Below are 15,207 nucleotides of genomic sequence, written 5' to 3'. Positions count from 1 at the left end.
TTCACTTCGCTCTGCGGTGAGCACCGTGGTGTGCAGGCCGGTACACATGTCGGTACGGATGGATGTAGTCGCTTCATGGAGGCAGTGATGGGTGTGGCAGCCGGTCCGATCCGCGTAGTGGTGGCCAAGCCCGGGCTCGACGGGCATGACCGGGGAGCCAAGGTGATCGCGCGGGCGCTGCGCGATGCCGGTATGGAGGTCATCTACACCGGGCTCCACCAGACTCCCGAGCAGATCGTCGCCACCGCGATCCAGGAGGACGCCGACGCGATCGGGCTGTCCATCCTTTCCGGCGCCCACAACACGCTCTTCGCCGCGGTGATCGACCTGCTCAAGGAGCGGGACGCGACGGACATCCTCGTGTTCGGCGGCGGGATCATTCCGGAGGCGGACATCGCGCCGTTGAAGGAGAAGGGCGTGGCGGAGATCTTTACGCCGGGGGCTACGACGCAGGCGATCGTGGACTGGGTACGGGTTGCCGTGCGGCAGCCGACCGGGGCCTAGGACGGTTTTATTGGTGCGGGTTGGTGGTGGGTGACGGTTCCTGGGGCTGCGCCCCCGGACCCCCGCTTCGGCCGCTTCGGCCCTGAAGGGGCCTTGTCCTCAAACGCCGGACGGGCTGAGGGGCGTCCCCAACTCCTCCGTCATTTTCGCCCGCAACCGCAATGTCGTGACCAGGCGTTGGAACGCCTCCGCCCAGTAGCCGCCCGCTCCCGGTGACGCGTCCTCCGCCTCCTCCGGTATGGAGGTCAGGCCTTCGAGGCGGTTTGCCTGTTCGGGGTCGAGGCAGCGTTCGGCGAGGCCCATGACTCCGCTGAAGCTCCATGGGTAACTCCCCGCGTCCCGTGCGATGTCGAGCGCGTCGACCACCGCCCGCCCGAGCGGCCCGGACCACGGCACAGTGCACACCCCGAGCAACTGGAACGCCTCCGACAGACCGTGCGTCGCGATGAACCCGGCGACCCAGGCGGAGCGTTCGGCGGCGCTCAACGTGCCGAGCAGCTTGGCCCGTTCGGCCAGGGACACCGCCCCCGGTCCGCCGGCCTCGGGTGCGGACGGCGTGCCCAGCAGTGCCCGCGCCCACTCGGCGTTCCGCTGTCGTACCGCGGCCCGGCACCACGCCGCGTGCAGGTCGCCCTGCCAGTCGTCGGCCACCGGCAGCGCGACCAGCTCCTGGGGCGTACGTCCGCCGAGCCGCGCCGGCCACGTCGCGAGCGGGGCCGCCTCCGCCAACTGTCCGAACCACCAGGACCGTTCACCCCGTCCCGCCGGGGCCTTGGCGACCACGCCGTCGCGCTCCATGCTCGCGTCGCACTCGTGCGGGGCCTCGACGACGACCGTCGGCGTCTCCCGCATGGGGTCGACGGCCACGCACGCCCCGGCTCTGACCGCCATCCGTCCGGCGAGCGCCGAGTCCGGCAGCGCGGAGAGCAACTCCGCCGCCGTCGCCCGTACGTTGCGGCTGCGGTCGGCCAACGCCTCTTCCAGGAACGGCTCGTCCTGCGGGCCCAGTCCCGACCGCAACGAGTCGAGGAACATCAGGCGATCCTCGGCCCGCTCCGTCGGCCAGGTCGTCGTGAGCAACTCGCGTGCGGCGGCCGGTTCGCGGGCTCGCAGGGCGGACAGCAACGCGACCCGTTCGGCGAACAGGCCCTCCTGCCAGAGCCGTCGAGTGCCCTCCACGTCGTCCGGACGGGGCAGCGCCGCGCCCCCACCCGGTGTCGCGCGCAGGGCGAACCGCCAGTCCTGGTTCAGCCGGGCGAGCCACACCGCCCGCGACCCCGCGAACGTCAGCGCCGCCGGCCGCAGATCCGTCCGCCCACGCGCCGCGTCCAGCAGAGCGGGCAGCACCTGCGGCGGCGCCCCGAAACCCCGCGCGTTCGCCGCCGCGAGCCACTGCGGCAACAGCTCCATGAGGTCCGGCGCCGTGCCCCTACGGCCCCCACCGCCCGTACCGGGGCGGTCGGCGAGCAGCAACGCCAGCCTGCGGGCGGCCGCGGCGGGCAACGCCGGGCGCGGGTCCTGCGGGGCGGGCTCGGGGCGGGAGGCCGCCTGCGCCGGTCGCAGCCCGGCCCGACGCCGTACGGTCTCGACGGCCGCCGCGTCCAGCAACACGACCGGTGCCTGATGTCTGTGCCCGGGTGCGTGCCCGTGCCCGGGGCCGTGGACGGGCGGTGTACGCCGGTCTGTCCCGAGCAGCGCGGCCGTGACGAGCTCTTCCCAGAGGTTCGGCGCGGACGGGTTCGCGGGGCCCGACTCGGCCGCAGGGACGGACTCAGCCACGGAGGTGGGCACGGTCACCGGGACGGGTTCAGCCGCGGGGCCGGACGTGCTGCTCATGCGATTCCTCTCAGTGGAGGGCGAGTGGAGGGTGAGGACGAAGGTGAGGACGAGGGGGTGGGCGTGGGCCGTACCGGAATCGCGCGCCGGCGGGTCAGCACAGCGTCACCGCCTCTTCTGTGCCCTCCGCCCAGGCCGTCAGGGGGGTGAAGCCTCGGTGGCCGCACTCGCCGAAGACCTTGACGGGGGTGCCGCCCGAGAGGGCGATCAGGCGCCAGAGGCCGGGGCGGGTTCGGGCTGTGGGGGTGAGAGGGAGCGCGGTGTCCGTGTCGGCGTCCACGAGTTGCCAGCCGTCGCTCGCCGGGGTTGGTACGACCCGGTCCAGGGTGATCGGGACCGAGTCCAGCCAAGGGTCGTCGCGCAGTGCCTCGCCGTACCGGGCGGCGGCCTGGGTCGTCGTCACTCCTGGTGGACGTATCGAGGCGGGTGCCGGCGGCGTGAACTGCTCGCCCAGCGCCACCCGTGGCTGTCCCGTGCCCGGGTACGCGGCGACCTCCGCGTCCAGGGTCAGTCCCACCGGCAGTGCCAGTTCGGGGGCGCGGCCGGCGGCGCCGTAGGAGAGGAGCAGGGCCGTGCGGTCCGTGTCGGCGCCGTAGAGCCAGATGCGGCGGGTCGTCAGGCGGGCGTCCGCCGTGTCGTACTGGGCGAGGATCAGCCAGCGGTCACGCACCGGCGGGCCGTCGGCGGAGCTGGGGAGGCCGATGCGGGAGCGGACCGTTGCCGCCAGGGATTCCGGCAACCTTTCACCGCGTAGCCAGGCCTGGTCGAGGAGGTGGAGCAGCGCGCACTCCTCCAGCAGGCGTACCGGCCAGCCGGGGCCGGACGACGGGATCACCCCCAACTCCCGCACGCGCGAGGCCAGTCCCGGGGCCTGGGCGTCGATCATGCGGGCCGCCGTCTCCTCCCACAGCGCGTAACCCGTCTGCTCCGAGCCGGCCAGGCCGCCGCGCAGCAGGTCCGCCAGGCGCTGCTCCAACTCGGTCGCGCCCGCGGTGATTCGCTCGGCCCGGCGCTCCGCCCGCCGCCGCGCCGCCTCCGGGTCGGCGGAGCCGGATGGGGAGTCGGCGCTGCCTGCAGTCCGCTTCTCCTCGCTGCGCTGTCTCCTCCCCTCTGTCCACTGCTCCGCCCAGTCCGGCGGCGGAGAACCCGGCGCCACCGCGCTGTCCTCGCCCGCCCAGAGCAGCAGCAGCCCGAGTGCGTGTTTGCACGGGAACTTCCGGCTCGGACAAGTGCACTTGTACGCGGGCCCCGAGGCGTCCGCGATGTCGACGACCGTCTGATACGGCTTGCTGCCACTGCCCTTGCACAGCCCCCACACCGTCCCCTCGTCGGAACTCCCCGCCTCGGACCACGGCCCGGCCGCCCCGAGTTTGCTGCCCGCTTTGCGTGATGCGGCGTCAGGCGCCAGTGCCAGCACCTGATCCGCGCTCCAGCGCACCCCCTGCTGAGTCATGACATCGAAGGTAGAACCTGCCACTGACAATCGGTCCGGCGAGCGCGTTTTCGCAGGTCGGAACGCATTGTCAGTGGCGTGGTGCAGGGTGGACACCAGATCCGAACCGGCAGAGCTGGAGGGGGCCTCAGCCATGACTGTGTCCGTAGAACCGACGCCCGTGGAACCGAGCGGGAACGGGTCCGCGCCCGCGAATCCGAGCGCGCACACCCCTGGTTCCGCGAGCGCGGGTGCGAGCGTGGGCGCGGGTGCGCACACCTCCACGCACGGAGAAGAAGTGCTGCGGCCGCACGCCGAGAACGCCTTCGCCGATGAACTCGCCGCATTGGCCGCGCAGGACGACCGCCCGCGCCCGACCCGCTGGAAGCTGTCGCCGTGGGCCGTGGCGACGTATCTGCTCGGCGGCACCCTGCCGGACGGCACGGTGATCACGCCGAAGTACGTGGGCCCGCGCCGCCTCGTCGAGGTCGCCGTCACCACCCTCGCCACCGACCGCGCCCTGCTCCTGCTCGGCGTGCCCGGCACGGCCAAGACCTGGGTGTCCGAGCACCTGGCCGCCGCCGTCAGCGGTGACTCGACGCTGCTCGTGCAGGGCACGGCGGGCACACCGGAGGAGGCGATCCGGTACGGGTGGAACTACGCGCAGTTGCTCGCCCACGGCCCCAGCCGCGATGCCCTCGTGCCCAGCCCGGTCATGCGGGCCATGGCGGAGGGGATGACGGCGCGCGTGGAGGAGCTGACCCGTATCCCCGCCGACGTGCAGGACACGCTCATCACGATCCTGTCCGAGAAGACGCTGCCGATACCGGAGTTGGGGCAGGAGGTGCAGGCGGTCCGCGGCTTCAACCTGATCGCGACGGCCAACGACCGCGACCGCGGGGTCAACGACCTCTCCAGCGCCCTGCGCCGCCGTTTCAACACGGTGGTGCTGCCGCTGCCGGAGAGCGTCGAGGCCGAGGTCGACATCGTCTCGCGCCGCGTCGACCAGCTCGGCCGCTCCCTGGACCTGTCGGCCGCACCCGACGGCATCGACGAGATCCGCCGAGTCGTCACGGTCTTCCGTGAGCTGCGCGACGGGGTGACGTCCGACGGCCGTACGAAAGTGAAGTCGCCGAGCGGCACGCTGTCGACGGCGGAGGCGATCTCCGTCGTCACCAACGGCCTCGCGCTGGCCGCCCACTTCGGCGACGGCGTGCTGCGGGCCGGCGACGTCGCCGCGGGCCTCCTCGGCGCGGTCGTCCGCGACCCGGCGGCCGACCGCGTGATCTGGCAGGAGTACCTGGAGGCGGTCGTGCGGGAGCGCGACGGCTGGACGGACTTCTACCGGGCCTGCCGAGAGGTGAGCGTGTGACGAACGATCTGGGGTGGGGCCGCTCCGGCGGGGGCCAGGGATCGGGCGGATCGGGGTCGGGGAGCGGTTCGGGGGCTTCAGATGGCTCGGGGGCCTCGGGTAGTTCGGGCGGGAGCCAAGGCGCGAGCGGCTCGGGAGCCTCGGGCGGCTCGGTGTGCATGGCCTGCGCGGTTGCCGGGGGCGGAAGGGGCGGCGCGGGCGGAGGCCGGGGACGGCGGGGACGGGAACGGTCGGGGCGGGGGAGGCGGGGTCTATGGGGGCGGCGGTGGCTTCGACGGCGGGACGGCGGTCGGGGGCGGTTTCGGGAGGGCCGGCGGCGGGTGAGGTCGGTGGGTGCGGTGAGGAGGGGGACGTTGTGACGGGTCTTGACCCTGAGCGGGGTGGGAGTGGGGCGATCGGCGGGCGTCCGCTGCTGTTGGGCGTACGGCACCACGGGCCGGGGTCGGCGCGGGCGGTGCGGGCGGCACTGGACACGGCCCGGCCGCAGGTCGTGCTGATCGAGGGCCCGCCCGAGGCCGACTTCCTGATCCCGTTGGCCGCCGACGAGGACATGCGACCGCCGGTCGCCCTGCTCGCCCATGCCGTGGACGAGCCAGGCCGCTCGGCGTTCTGGCCGCTGGCCGAGTTCTCGCCGGAGTGGGTGGCCATCCGCTGGGCCCTGGAGCACGAAGTCCCGGCCCGTTTCATCGACTTGCCGGCGACGCACACGCTGGCATGGGAGAACGGGCCGGCGGACGGGCCGGACGAGGGGGAGGGAAAGTCGGACGGCGCGGACGAGACGCCGGGAGGGGAGTCCGACGAGGCTGGCGCCCGACCGGCCCTCGACGCCTCCGTCCGGATCGATCCCCTCGCCGTGCTCGCCGAAGCCGCCGGTTACGACGATCCCGAGCGGTGGTGGGAGGACGTCGTCGAGCACCGGGGGGTGGGGGAGGGGGACGCGTTCGCGCCGTTCGCCGCGCTGGAAGAGGCCATGGGGGCGCTGCGGGAGACCTACGGCGGCGGGGGACACGACCGGGACCTCGTGCGGGAGGCGTACATGCGGCTCCAAGTGCGCGCCGCTCAGCGTGAGTTCGGGGACGACGTGGCCGTGGTGTGCGGGGCCTGGCACGTGCCGGCGCTGCGGCAGCGGACGGTTGTCGCCGCCGACCGGGCGCTGGTGAAGGGGTTGCCCAAGGTCAAGGCGGACATGACGTGGGTGCCGTGGACGCATCGGAGGCTGGCGCGGGTCAGCGGCTACGGGGCGGGGATCGACTCGCCGGGCTGGTACGGGCACTTGTTCAGCGCGCCGGACCGGCCGGTCGAGCGGTGGCTGACCAAGGTGGCCGGGCTGCTGCGGGACCAGGACCGGCTGGTGTCCTCGGCGCATGTCATCGAGGCGGTGCGGCTGGCCGAGACACTGGCCGCGATGCGCGGGCGTCCGCTGCCGGGGCTCGGCGAGACGACCGACGCAGTGCGGGCGGTGATGTGCGAGGGCTCGGACGTGCCGCTGGCGTTGGTGCACGACCGGTTGGTCGTGGGGGACGTGCTGGGGGAGGTGCCGCGGTCGGCTCCGGCGGTGCCGTTGCAGCGGGACCTCGACCGGATCCAGCGTCGGCTGCGGCTCAAACCGGAGGCGTTGGAGCGGGAGTTGGAGCTCGATCTGCGCAAGGAGACCGATGCCGGGCGCAGCAGGTTGCTGCACCGGCTGCGGTTGCTGGGCATCGGGTGGGGTGAGCCGACGGCCTCGCGGGGGAGTACGGGTACGTTCCGGGAGACGTGGCGACTGCGGTGGGAGCCGGAGTTGTCCGTGCGGGTGGCCGAGGCCGGGGTGTGGGGCACGACCGTGCTCGGCGCCGCGACGGCCAAGGCCGAGGCGGACGCGGTGAGTGCGCGGGGCCTCGCCGACGTCACCGGGCTCGCGGAGCGCTGCCTGCTGGCCGAACTGCCCGACGCGCTGCCCGTGGTGATGCGGGTCCTCGCCGACCGTGCCGCCCTCGACACGGACGTCGGCCATCTCGCCCAGGCCCTGCCTGCCCTGGTTCGTTCGCTGCGATACGGCGACGTGCGCGGCACGGACACGGGGGCCCTGGCCGGGGTCGCCGCGGGCCTCGCCGAACGCATCTTCGTCGGCCTCCCTCCGGCCTGCGCCGCCCTGGACCCCGACGCGGCCGAGGAGATGCGCCGCCATCTGGACGCGGTGCATGGGGCGGTGGGGTTGCTGGCCGACGCGCCTGTTCGGGTGGGCGGGACGGCGGAGGGGGCGGGCGGTGCTGCAACGCCTGGGGTGGCGGAGGCCGGGGAGACGGTCGACGCACCGGTGCGGGGCGATGGGGTGGCTGGGGCGCCGGGCGATGGGTCTGGGCCGGGCCTCGGGGGGACGGCGGGCGACGCAGAGGCGCAGGGTGATCTAGCGGCGCCGACGACACCGGATGGTTCCGGGGCCGGGGTGGGGGCCGAGGCGCCGAGCGACGGAGTCTCGCCAGGCTCCGAGGGAGCGGGGGAGGCGGTCGCCGTACCGGCGCAGGCGGACGGGTCGGCTCCGGCGTCGAGTGGCGGGTCTGAGCCGGGTTCTGACGGCGCGGGGGTAGTGGGTGACGCGCCTGCGCAGGGTGGGCCGGTGGCGGGGGTGGCGCCGGGTGATCCCGTAGCCGGGAATCAGGCTGTTGGGGCCGCCCTGCGGGGGCGGTGGCAGCGGGTGTTGCGGGTGTTGGGGGTACGGGACAGCGTCGCCGGGGTGGTGCGGGGGCGGGCCGTGCGGTTGCTGCTGGATGAAGGGGAGTTGGGGCAGGACGAGGCGGCTCGGCTGATGGGGCTCGTGCTGTCGCCGGGGACGGCGCCGGGGGACGCGGCCGCGTGGATCGAGGGGTTCGTGGGCGGCGGGTCCGGGGGCGGGATGCTACTCGTGCACGACGAGCGGCTGCTCGCGCTGGTCGACGCCTGGTTGACGGGGGTGCCGCCGGGGGCGTTCACCGACGTACTGCCGTTGTTGCGGCGGACGTTCTCGGCGTACGAGCCGGGGGTGCGGCGGACCCTCGGTGAGCTGGTCCGGCGTGGGCCCGGACGGTCGGGGCATACGGCGGTGACCGGTTCCGGGATTCCCGGCTTCGCGGCCGAGCTCGATGCCGGGCGCGCGGACGCCGTACTGCCTGTGGTGCGGCTGCTGTTGGGACTGGACGGCGTGGACGGAATGGCAGAGGACGCGGACAACAACCTTGTGGGGGTGGCTCGATGAGGACCGACGGGCGGGCACAGGTGGCCGAGAAGGGCGAAGCGGTGGACGGCGGCGGGAGCGAGTGCGGGCACGGGCACGGGCATGCGCCCAGGCGGGGGCAGGGGGCGCGGGACTGCCGTCGGCCGGCGACGACCGTGACGGTGGTTCCGTTGTGGGACCGGTGCCGTGCGGAGGTGCGGGGATGACCACCGGGACTACGGGCACGCGCACGGGCACGGGCACGCGCACGGATAGAGATACGGATTCGGATACGGGCACGCCCACGGATGCGACACAGGAGCGGCTTCGGCGGTGGCGGCTTGTGCTCGGTGGCGACTCGGCCGACGGCACCGGGTGTGCGTTGTCGGGGCAGGACGCCGCGATGGACGGGGCGTTGGGCGCGCTGTACGGGAGGGGTGAGGGGCAGGCGAAGGCGGGGCGGGACCGTTCGGCTGGGCTCGGGGCGTCGGCTCCGTCGGTGGCGCGTTGGCTCGGGGACATCCGGACGTACTTCCCCTCCTCCGTCGTGCAGGTGATGCAGCGGGACGCCATCGACCGGCTCGGGCTGTCCGCGCTGCTTCTCGAACCGGAGATGCTGGAGGCGGTGGAGGCCGATGTGCACCTGGTCGGCACCTTGCTCTCGCTGAACAAGGCGATGCCGGAGACGACGAAGGAGACGGCACGGGCGGTCGTGCGCAAGGTGGTCCAGGACCTGGAGAAACGGCTCGCCACCCGCACCCGGGCCACCCTCGCCGGCGCGCTCGACCGCAGCGCCCGTATCAACCGGCCGCGCCACCACGACATCGACTGGAACCGCACGATCGCGGCCAACCTCAAGCACTACCTGCCGGAGTACCGGACGATCGTGCCCGAGCGGCTCATCGGGTACGGGCGTGCCTCCCAGTCGGTGAAGAAGGAGGTCGTCCTCTGCATCGACCAGTCGGGGTCGATGGCGGCCTCCGTCGTCTACGCGTCGGTGTTCGGGGCGGTATTGGCCTCCATGCGGTCGATCAACACACGGCTGGTCGTCTTCGACACGGCAGTCGTCGACCTCACCGACCAGCTCGACGACCCGGTCGACGTGCTGTTCGGCACGCAACTCGGCGGCGGCACGGACATCAACCGGGCGCTGGCCTACTGCCAGTCCCAGATAACCCGGCCCGCGGAGACGGTGGTTGTGCTCATCAGCGACCTCTACGAAGGGGGGATACGCGACGAGATGCTGAAGCGGGTCGCGGCGATGAAGGCGTCGGGGGTGCAGTTCGTGGCGCTGCTGGCGCTCTCGGACGAAGGGGCGCCGGCGTACGACAGGGAGCATGCCGCGGCGTTGGCAGCGCTGGGGGCACCGGCGTTCGCGTGCACGCCCGACCTGTTCCCGGAGGTGATGGCGGCGGCGATCGAGAAGCGGCCGATACCGGTGCCGGACACGGCGTGACGTGACGACGGTTCAGGGTTCGGGGGCCCAGGGTTCGGGGCCCGGGATTCGTCGGCTCGGGGCCGGTCGGCTCACCACTGAGCGGCTCTGCAACTCGCCTGCACAGCAAGCGACTTGTCGACCCGTTGACACCAACTCGGCCAGCAAAACGGACATGAGTGCCCATCGGTATCGGAGGGCTTGCGCAACCTCGGGAGGGGCGTGCAAGGATCGACGCCCGTCAGCGGTGCGCCGAGTGTCGCCCGCCCGCACGGGAGGACCCGCCCCCACTTGAACTGGCCTGCAGCAGCACTGCCTGGTGCCGCCCTGCGCGTGATGCGCACGGCGGTCGGGCGGCGTGCGCTGCAAGTGGCGTTGTTGGTGGGTGGGTTGTTCGTGGCCGGCTTCCTCTGCGGGGAGCAGGCGCATGCGGCGGACGGGGTGACTGCGGTTTCGTCGGCGCGGTCGGTGTCGGTGTCGTCGATCTTGGCGGGGCCGAGGGCTCCGGCGGGGTCGGTGGATCCGGCGGACGGTGTGCGGTCGTTGGCGGCGAGTACGGTCGGGCGGTTGCTCGACGCCCCGGCCGATGTGGCCAAGCGGCATCAGACGGTGGCCCGGCCCAAGCCGAAGCCGCAGACGCCGGCCGGCCCGAAGCCGACGAGGCCGGTCGAGCAGGTCAAGCCGGATCAGCCTGCCAGGCCGACGAAGCCGATTGGGTCGACGGCACCTGCCGACCCCGTATCTCACCTGCCCCACCCGGGCACGGTCCTGCCCCACTCAGGCACGGCTGCCGATGACGTCCTTCGTCCGGTGACCGATCACATCGTCGAGTCCGTGAACGACGGGGTTCTGGCGCCGGTCGGCGCAGTTGTGCAGACGGTGACCGATGGGTTGGCCACGGTGACCGCGCAGATACCGCCGCTGTCGTCGTTGCCGACCATTCCTTGCTTGCCGACGCTCCCGACTCTGCCCGGTCTTCCTGACCTGCCCACCCTGCCCACCCTGCCGACGCCTCCGGGGCAGACGTTGCCCGCGCCCGTCGCGCGGGCGCCGCAGTCCGGCGGTGCCGGGCACTCGGTGGACGGGGCCTCGGGTGAGGGACGTATCGCGGCCGAGGTCGGTGCGGCGTCGTACGGCCCGGTGTTTGTCGTCGATGCCGGTGCCGTCGGGCACGCCTCGACGCGGAGGGTCGAGCAGAGGGTTGCCGGTGTCGGGTATGCCCCCGCGCACCAGGCGCCGAACGGCGACCCGAGCGATGCTGCGGGCAGCCGTTCACCTGTCGACGGCGGCTCCTCGCGGCACGGTGACGCGCATGCCGTCGCTTTGAGTCACCGGGCGCCGTTGCGGTTCGTGGCCGGTGCCGCCGTGCGGTCCGACGTGGCCGAGATCCGGGACAGGCACCGCGACATTCCGGTTTCCCCCGCTTAGAGCCGGCCCTTCCCCCGCCGTAGCCCTGCCGTGCGGGGCGGAACAGGCGCGCCCGCCCGCGGAAGCCGCCGATTCCCCTCTCCCTCTCTGCTCCCCTCCACCTACCCTTTTCCGCCGCTTCTGCCTCCCTCACCTCACATCGACTCCGCGGGTCCGCAGCACGGACGGCTGAAAACCGTCGGTCCGTCCGGCCGACATCCCGCGGTTGGAGGCGGGTGATTCCCATTGGGGTGGGCGTCGCCCGTTCCGCGCCCCTCGGGGCGGTACAAGGGGCCTCACCGGGTCAACCCCAGCCCGGTGAGGCCCTTCGCCCCACCGGCACGGCGGCTCACTCGCGGCACGCCGTGCCAGTGAGCGCGGCATCATGTGACAGGTATCACCGCTCAGGTGTGACCCTCGATTTAGGGGCCCTCCGCAAGCAGAGATAACCTGCGAGGCGGACATGCCGCGTGCTCGGACACCGTGTGCGCTTCCCCTGTGACCCAAGCGGACGTCACGTTGCCCATCGCGGCACGCCCACGCATCCAACGAACCGCGAGATCACTGATAGGGACGGAAGCGCGTGGACCTGTTCGAGTACCAGGCGAGGGACCTCTTCGCCAAGCACGATGTACCGGTGCTGGCCGGTGAAGTCATCGACACGCCTGAGGCGGCCCGCGCAGCCACCGAGCGCCTCGGTGGCAAGTCCGTCGTCAAGGCTCAGGTGAAGGTCGGCGGCCGTGGCAAGGCCGGTGGCGTGAAGCTCGCCGCCACCCCGGACGAGGCCGTCGCCCGTGCGACGGACATCCTCGGCATGGACATCAAGGGCCACACGGTCCACAAGGTGATGATCGCCGAGACCGCGCCCGAGATCGTCGAGGAGTACTACGTCTCGTACCTCCTCGACCGCACCAACCGCACCTTCCTCGCCATGGCGTCCGTCCAGGGCGGCGTGGAGATCGAGGTCGTCGCGGAGGAGAACCCCGAGGCCCTCGCGAAGGTCCCGGTCGACGCCAATGAGGGTGTCTCGATCGAGAAGGCCCGCGAGATCGTCGCGCAGGCGAAGTTCCCGGCCGACGTCGCCGAGCAGGTCGCCGAGATCCTGGTGACGCTGTGGGACACTTTCATCAAGGAGGACGCCCTCCTCGTCGAGGTGAACCCGCTCGCCAAGGTCGCCTCCGGCAAGGTCATCGCCCTTGACGGCAAGGTCTCCCTCGACGAGAACGCCGAGTTCCGCCAGCCGGACCACGCCGCGCTCGAGGACAAGGACTCGGCCAACCCGCTCGAGGCGGCCGCCAAGGCCAAGAACCTCAACTACGTCAAGCTCGACGGTGAGGTCGGCATCATCGGCAACGGCGCGGGTCTCGTCATGAGCACCCTCGACGTCGTCGCGTACGCCGGTGAGAACCACGGTGGCGTGAAGCCGGCCAACTTCCTCGACATCGGCGGCGGCGCGTCCGCGGCCGTGATGGCGAACGGCCTGGAGATCATCCTCGGCGACCCGGACGTCAAGTCCGTCTTCGTCAACGTCTTCGGCGGCATCACCGCCTGCGACGAGGTCGCCAACGGCATCGTCCAGGCGCTGCAGCTGCTCGCGGACAAGGGCGAGGAAGTCACCAAGCCGCTGGTCGTCCGCCTCGACGGCAACAACGCCGAGCTGGGTCGCAAGATCCTCTCCGACGCCAACCACCCGCTGGTCCAGCGCGTGGACACCATGGACGGCGCGGCCGACAAGGCCGCCGAGCTCGCGGCTGCGAAGTAAGGGACGAGGGACTAACAGCCATGGCTATCTTCCTCAACAAGGACAGCAAGGTCATCGTCCAGGGCATGACCGGTGCCACGGGCATGAAGCACACCAAGCTCATGCTGGCCGACGGCACGAACATCGTCGGTGGCGTGAACCCGCGTAAGGCCGGCACGTCCGTCGACTTCGACGGCACCGAGATCCCGGTCTTCGGCACCGTCGCCGAGGCGATCGAGAAGACGGGCGCGAACGTATCCGTCCTCTTCGTACCGCCGGCCTTCTCCAAGGCCGCCGTGGTCGAGGCGATCGACGCCGAGATCCCCCTCGCGGTCGTTATCACCGAGGGCATCGCCGTCCACGACTCCGCCGCCTTCTGGGCGTACGCGAAGTCGAAGGGCAACAAGACCCGCATCATCGGCCCGAACTGCCCCGGTCTCATCACCCCGGGTCAGTCGAACGCCGGCATCATCCCGGGCGACATCACCAAGCCGGGCCGTATCGGCCTGGTCTCGAAGTCCGGCACGCTGACGTACCAGATGATGTACGAGCTGCGTGACATCGGCTTCTCGTCCGCCGTCGGCATCGGTGGTGACCCGGTCATCGGTACGACGCACATCGACGCGCTCGCCGCGTTCGAGGCCGACCCCGACACCGACCTGATCGTGATGATCGGTGAGATCGGTGGCGACGCCGAGGAGCGGGCCGCGGACTTCATCGCGAAGAACGTGACCAAGCCGGTCGTCGGTTACGTCGCGGGCTTCACCGCGCCCGAGGGCAAGACCATGGGCCACGCCGGCGCCATCGTCTCCGGCTCCTCCGGCACGGCCGCCGCGAAGAAGGAGGCCCTTGAGGCCGCCGGCGTCAAGGTCGGCAAGACGCCGACCGAGACGGCGAAGCTCGCGCGGGAGATCCTCGCCGGCTGAGGTACCCAGCTGAAACGTTGGTGGGCTCGCTCTGTGGGTTGGGGCGGGCCCATCGATGCGTTGTCGGGTGGGTGCGGGTTGTCTGTGGCTGGTCGCGCAGTTCCCCGCGCCCCTAAAAGATGGGCTCGCCCAAGCCGGCCCGCTTTTAAGGGGCGCGGGGAACTACGCGACCAGCCCCCACCGGGCCCGCGGCTAACGACCCAGCGGAAGCAGTCTTTCCGGGCCGTTCGTCGTCTCGTCCCGTAGCTTCTCCCGCAGCTCGACCTCCTCGTCCGACAAAGATCCCGGCGCCACCCGCGGTGGCACCCCCTGCACCTCCGCCCCCGGGGCGATCGGCGGCTCGTAGTGCGTGGGAGCCGACCGCACCGTGAGTGCCGTCGTGCCGATCAGCGCCACCGTGAACGCGATCGCAGCCCGCGTCCAGAAACGGGCCCGGCGCTCGCTCCCGATCCGCACCGTCGGCGGCCGCGCCGCGCGCAACCGCTCCGTGGAGGCAAGTTCGGCCAGCCGCTGGTGCAGCGCGGTGGGGTCCGACAGTTCCGGCAGCCGCGCGGCGATCGCCTCGCGCGCGTGCAGCAGCCGGTTGGCCGTCGCCGGCGTGCTCGCCTCCGTCTCCGCCGCCGTCTCCGGCAGGTCGAGGCCGACACCGTCGTAGAGCATGAGCGTGCGGCGGTGTGGGGTCGGGAGCTTGAGGAGCGCGGTCAGCAGGGCGCGGTCGGCGGCGTCCGGGGGTGGCGGCTCGGGGTGGCGGTAGCGCGGGCGGAAGCGGTGCCAGGGGGAGAGCGCGTATTCGTACGCCGTCGCCCGTACCCAGCCCGCCGGGTCGCGGTCGACCGCCACCTCGGGCCAGCGCTGCCAGGCGAGTTGGAAGGCCCGCTCGACCGACTCGCGCGCGAGTTCGCGGCGGCCGGTGAGGAGGTAGGCCTGGCGGACGAGGGCGGGGGCGCAGAACGCGTAGAGCGCGTCGAAGGCCTGAGTGGGGGTCAGGGGGGTCGTGGCCGGGGGTTCTTCGTCGAGAACGGCGGTGGGAGTGGCGGCGGCGGTCACGGTCGCGGTGGCGCCGACGGTCGCGGTCACGGCGACGAGAGTCGGCCTCGGGGACTTCTTCAGAGATACCGTCACCGCCGGGTGCTTCGACGGTTCCTGACGGGACGTCGGGCAGTCGAGTGAGGCCAGCAGTTTCGCGTACGCCTCCCGTTTGTGGCCGCGTGGAGTCGTGCGGCCCGTCTCCCAGGAGCGCACCGTCTCCCGCGAGACACCGACCCGTTCGGCGACCTGAGCCTGCGTCAGCGAGCCGGACTCGCGCAGGCGTCGGCGTTCCTTGGGTGAGGGGAGGGGGGTTGCAGGGCTCTGCGTCACAGGACGCCCCTTCGTACGAAAAAGTA

Annotated in this window: 10 protein-coding genes; 7 read left to right on the top strand and 3 right to left on the bottom strand. The window is 72.2% G+C overall.

What is annotated here, in order from left to right; all coding sequences use genetic code 11:
• The first annotated feature begins 87 nt into the window (after positions 1-87).
• Positions 88-504 (top strand): cobalamin B12-binding domain-containing protein, encoded by a 417-nt coding sequence (locus M2283_RS23755; RefSeq protein WP_280878371.1) that lies wholly within the window; start codon positions 88-90, stop codon positions 502-504.
• 99 nt (positions 505-603) lie between these two features.
• On the opposite strand, the gene M2283_RS23750 is transcribed toward M2283_RS23755, so the two are convergent.
• Complete coding sequence (locus M2283_RS23750; protein ID WP_280878370.1) at positions 604-2,340, bottom strand: DUF5691 domain-containing protein; 1,737 nt, start codon at positions 2,338-2,340, stop codon at positions 604-606.
• A 94-nt stretch (positions 2,341-2,434) separates the two neighbouring features.
• Positions 2,435-3,793: an SWIM zinc finger family protein gene (locus M2283_RS23745; protein WP_280878368.1), complete on the bottom strand. Its 1,359-nt coding sequence runs from the start codon at positions 3,791-3,793 to the stop codon at positions 2,435-2,437.
• A gap of 133 nt (positions 3,794-3,926) precedes the next feature.
• Here M2283_RS23745 and M2283_RS23740 point away from each other — a divergent pair, with 133 nt between their 5' ends.
• From M2283_RS23740 to sucD, 6 genes are all read left to right on the top strand, one after another.
• Positions 3,927-5,144, top strand: a complete 1,218-nt coding sequence (locus M2283_RS23740; protein WP_280878367.1) for an ATP-binding protein — start codon at positions 3,927-3,929, stop codon at positions 5,142-5,144.
• Positions 5,145-5,499: 355 nt separating this feature from the next.
• Complete coding sequence (locus M2283_RS23735; protein ID WP_280878366.1) at positions 5,500-8,355, top strand: DUF5682 family protein; 2,856 nt, start codon at positions 5,500-5,502, stop codon at positions 8,353-8,355.
• 181 nt (positions 8,356-8,536) lie between these two features.
• Complete coding sequence (locus M2283_RS23730; protein WP_280878365.1) at positions 8,537-9,769, top strand: VWA domain-containing protein; 1,233 nt, start codon at positions 8,537-8,539, stop codon at positions 9,767-9,769.
• A 315-nt stretch (positions 9,770-10,084) separates the two neighbouring features.
• Positions 10,085-11,176 (top strand): hypothetical protein, encoded by a 1,092-nt coding sequence (locus tag M2283_RS23725; RefSeq protein WP_280878364.1) that lies wholly within the window; start codon positions 10,085-10,087, stop codon positions 11,174-11,176.
• Positions 11,177-11,738: 562 nt separating this feature from the next.
• Positions 11,739-12,917, top strand: coding sequence for an ADP-forming succinate--CoA ligase subunit beta (sucC, locus tag M2283_RS23720; RefSeq protein WP_280878363.1), 1,179 nt, complete (start codon positions 11,739-11,741; stop codon positions 12,915-12,917).
• 20 nt (positions 12,918-12,937) lie between these two features.
• Complete coding sequence (gene sucD / locus M2283_RS23715; RefSeq protein ID WP_280878362.1) at positions 12,938-13,822, top strand: succinate--CoA ligase subunit alpha; 885 nt, start codon at positions 12,938-12,940, stop codon at positions 13,820-13,822.
• Between the two features lie 192 nt (positions 13,823-14,014).
• Here the strand turns inward: sucD and M2283_RS23710 are convergent, their stop codons facing one another.
• Entirely contained in the window at positions 14,015-15,181 is a 1,167-nt protein-coding gene (locus tag M2283_RS23710) for a helix-turn-helix domain-containing protein (RefSeq protein ID WP_280878361.1), read from the bottom strand.
• Positions 15,182-15,207 lie beyond the last annotated feature (26 nt).

Origin of the sequence: Streptomyces pseudovenezuelae (assembly GCF_029892565.1) — a bacterium.
Lineage (GTDB): Bacteria > Actinomycetota > Actinomycetes > Streptomycetales > Streptomycetaceae > Streptomyces > Streptomyces pseudovenezuelae_A.
The sequence above is the reverse complement of the archived record's forward strand: the minus strand, read 5'-3'. Positions and strand labels throughout refer to the sequence as shown.

Coding starts and splice junctions, on each gene's coding strand:
- M2283_RS23750 (WP_280878370.1), bottom strand. CDS start 2,340: ATGAGCAGCACGTCCGGCCCCGCGGCTGAACCCGTCCCGGTGACCGTG.
- M2283_RS23725 (WP_280878364.1), top strand. CDS start 10,085: ATGCGCACGGCGGTCGGGCGGCGTGCGCTGCAAGTGGCGTTGTTGGTG.
- M2283_RS23740 (WP_280878367.1), top strand. CDS start 3,927: ATGACTGTGTCCGTAGAACCGACGCCCGTGGAACCGAGCGGGAACGGG.
- M2283_RS23730 (WP_280878365.1), top strand. CDS start 8,537: ATGACCACCGGGACTACGGGCACGCGCACGGGCACGGGCACGCGCACG.
- sucD (WP_280878362.1), top strand. CDS start 12,938: ATGGCTATCTTCCTCAACAAGGACAGCAAGGTCATCGTCCAGGGCATG.
- M2283_RS23745 (WP_280878368.1), bottom strand. CDS start 3,793: ATGACTCAGCAGGGGGTGCGCTGGAGCGCGGATCAGGTGCTGGCACTG.
- M2283_RS23755 (WP_280878371.1), top strand. CDS start 88: ATGGGTGTGGCAGCCGGTCCGATCCGCGTAGTGGTGGCCAAGCCCGGG.